General features: G+C 61.8%; 3 protein-coding genes. All 3 read left to right on the plus strand.

The window, feature by feature from the left end:
• Positions 1-297: 297 nt before the first annotated feature.
• Complete coding sequence (locus EN781_RS29475; RefSeq protein ID WP_126057090.1) at positions 298-1,239, plus strand: sugar ABC transporter substrate-binding protein; 942 nt, start codon at positions 298-300, stop codon at positions 1,237-1,239.
• 115 nt (positions 1,240-1,354) lie between these two features.
• Entirely contained in the window at positions 1,355-2,431 is a 1,077-nt protein-coding gene (locus tag EN781_RS29480) for an ABC transporter permease (protein ID WP_126057089.1), read from the plus strand.
• A 2-nt stretch (positions 2,432-2,433) separates the two neighbouring features.
• A partial coding sequence (locus EN781_RS29485) for an ATP-binding cassette domain-containing protein (RefSeq protein WP_145965705.1) occupies positions 2,434-3,150 on the plus strand: 717 nt, incomplete at its 3' end.

The following is a 3,150-nucleotide window of genomic DNA, read 5'->3' on the forward strand; positions in this document are numbered from 1 at the left end:
CGTGCCGGCGCGCCGGCCAGGCGAAATGATAGAATCTATCAGGCCAGTCCGAAAATCCGGCGCCGGGCTTCCGATTCGCCCTTGACGCCGCCGCCTGAAATGGAATAAATATTTCACGAACTGGGTATTTTGGTTCTTTCGTTCCGGAACATCTGTTTCAAACAGAGGACTTGGCGTTCCATCATGCAAAGGGCGCCCTCCGGAACCGGAATAGAAAGCGGGAGAGATTCCTCGGGAGATCGGGGATTCCGGGCAAAAGATCGGTGCAGCCGGACACCAATGTGGAGGAGAAATACAATGAAGAAACTGCTTTTGGGCGTCGCACTGTCGGCGCTTATGAGTTCGTCCGCCTTCGCCGCCAAGATCGGCGTTTCGATGGCGCTTTTCGACGACAACTTCCTGACCGTTCTGCGCAACGGCATGATCGCGCAGGCCAAGGGCATGAGCGGTGTCGAACTGCAGGTCGAAGACGCGCAGAACGACGTCGCCAAGCAGCTTGACCAGATCAAGAACTTCGCCGCCTCGGGCGTCGACGCCATCATCGTCAACCCGGTCGATACCTCGGCCACCCAGGCGATGTCGGACGCGGCTGCCGCGGCCAAGATCCCGCTGGTCTATGTCAACCGCGAGCCGGTCAACGTCGATACGCTGCCGGACAACCAAGCCTTCGTCGCCTCGAACGAGGCTGAATCCGGCACGTTGGAAACCCAGGAAGCCTGCCGCCTGTTCAAGGAAGCGGGCAAGAAGGAAGCCAATGTCTACGTGATCATGGGCGAGCTTTCCAACCAGGCCGCGGTGCAGCGCACCAAGGACATCGAGGAAGTCATTGCTACGCCGGACTGCAGCTTCATCAAGATCATCGACAAGCAGACCTCGAACTGGAAGCGTGACGAGGCCCAGAACCTGATGACCAACTGGTTGTCGGCCGGCAAGCCCTTCGATGGCGTCATCGCCAACAACGACGAAAGCGCCATCGGCGCCATTCAGGCGATGAAGGCCGCCAACATCGACATGAAGTCGGTGGTCGTCGGCGGCGTCGACGCCACCCAGGACGCGCTTGCCGCAATGCAGGCGGGCGATCTCGACGTGACGGTGTTCCAGGACGCCGCTGGCCAGGGCGCCGGCGCGCTGGACGCCGCGCTGAAGCTCGCCAAGGGCGAGAAGGTGGAACACAAGGTCTATATCCCGTTCCAACTCGTCACGCCGGCCAACATCGACAAGTTCCTGAAGAAGAACTGAGGCTGCGCTAGGCTAAACGGAGCGGCGCATCAAATCATAACAACGGCGCCGCTCCCCATTTTCCCTCACCGCCCGAACCGGCGGGAGGGCGAACGCGGCCGACGGAGGAAAACACGTGGCACAGACATCTCATGGCGTCGGCGGGCTGACCTACGATGCGAAGAAACGCGCATGGCCGGCCGAGTTCAACGTTTTCCTGGCGCTGGTAATTCTCGTTGTCGTCTTCGAGTTGATCGGCCGGATCTTTCTTGGTGACAGCTTCCTGTTCAACACCCGCAGCGACGTTGGCCGGATCTTCAACGAGGCCCGCCTGCAGATCATCATCCTGCAGGTTTCGATCGTCGGCATCATCGCTATCGGCGTGACGCAGGTGATCATCAGCGGCGGCATCGACCTGTCCTCGGGCTCGATCGTCGGCGCGACGGCGATGATCGCCATGAGCTTTGCCCAGGTAGCGACGGTCAATGGCAACCCGAACCCCAAGGCGATGTTCCTGGCGCAGGGCTGGACCGACCTGCCCGTGATCGTCCCGCTGCTCGTCGCCATCTCTTGCGGCCTTATCGCCGGCCTGATCAACGGTGCGCTGATCGCCTATACGCGCATCCCGCCCTTCATCGCCACGCTCGGCATGATGGTCACCGCGCGCGGCATCGCCAAATGGTGGTCGAAGGGTCAACCGATCTCGTTTCCGACCGACAGTTTCGCCGCCATCGGCAAGGGCCTGATGCCGGTTATCATCTTCATTTCGCTGGCGATCCTGTTCCAGCTCATCTTGAGCTACACCAGATACGGCAAGCACTGTTACGCCATCGGCTCCAATGAGGACGCCGCACGCATGTCCGGCATCAAGATCGCCAACCACAAGGTGCTGGTCTATGTCATCGCCGGCATTCTCGCTTCCGTTGCCGCGGTGGTGCTGTCCTCCAAGAACCTCACCGCCCAGGCCGGCATGGGCGTGATGTACGAGCTCGATGCGATCGCCATGGCGGTCATCGGCGGCGTCTCGCTGTCGGGCGGCCGCGGCTCGATCATCGGCACCGTCATCGGCTCGCTGATCTTCGGCGTCATCATTTCCGGCTTTACCTTCCTGCGCCTCGACGCCTACTACCAGGAGATGGTCAAGGGCGTGATCATCGTCGGCGCGGTGGTTCTCGATCAATGGCGCCAGCGTCGCCGCGCGATAGGAGCTTGACCATGTCGGACATCGTCCTCAAGACCGAAAACCTGACCAAGCGCTATGGCGGCGTGCATGCTCTCGAAGGCGCGAACTTCGAACTGCGCAAGGGCGAGCATGTCGCCATCATGGGCGACAACGGCGCCGGCAAGTCGACCTTCGTGCGCCAGATCACCGGCGTCGAGCAGCGAACCGACGGCAAGGTCTGGTTCGACGGCAAGGAAGTGAACTTCGCCGGGCCGATCGAGGCGCGCGAGGCCGGCATCGAGACCGTGTTCCAGAACCTCGCGCTCGCCGACGATCTCGACGTGCCGTCCAACCTCTTCCTCGGCCGCGAGAAGGTGTTGTTCAATCTCGGCCCCTTCTCGATCCTCGACCGCAAATTCATGCGCAAGGCGACCGAGGCGGCATTGGTCCGCACCGCGGTGAAGATCCCGAACCTCTCGAGCACCATCCGCCACATGTCGGGCGGCCAGCGCCAGTGCGTGGCGATCGCCCGCACCGCGACCTTCGCCTCCAAGCTGATCATCATGGACGAGCCGACGGCGGCCCTTGGCGTGCAGGAGACGGCGCAGGTCGAAAACATCATCCGCACGCTGAAGGAGAATGGCGAACCGCTGATCCTGATCAGCCACAACATGCGCCAGGTGTTCGACCTGGTCGACCGCATCGTCGTCTTCCGGCGCGGCAAGATCGTCGCCAATTTGCGCAAGCAGGACACCGACGGCAACGACATC

It is taken from the genome of Mesorhizobium sp. M4A.F.Ca.ET.090.04.2.1, assembly GCF_003999085.1.
GTDB lineage: Bacteria > Pseudomonadota > Alphaproteobacteria > Rhizobiales > Rhizobiaceae > Mesorhizobium.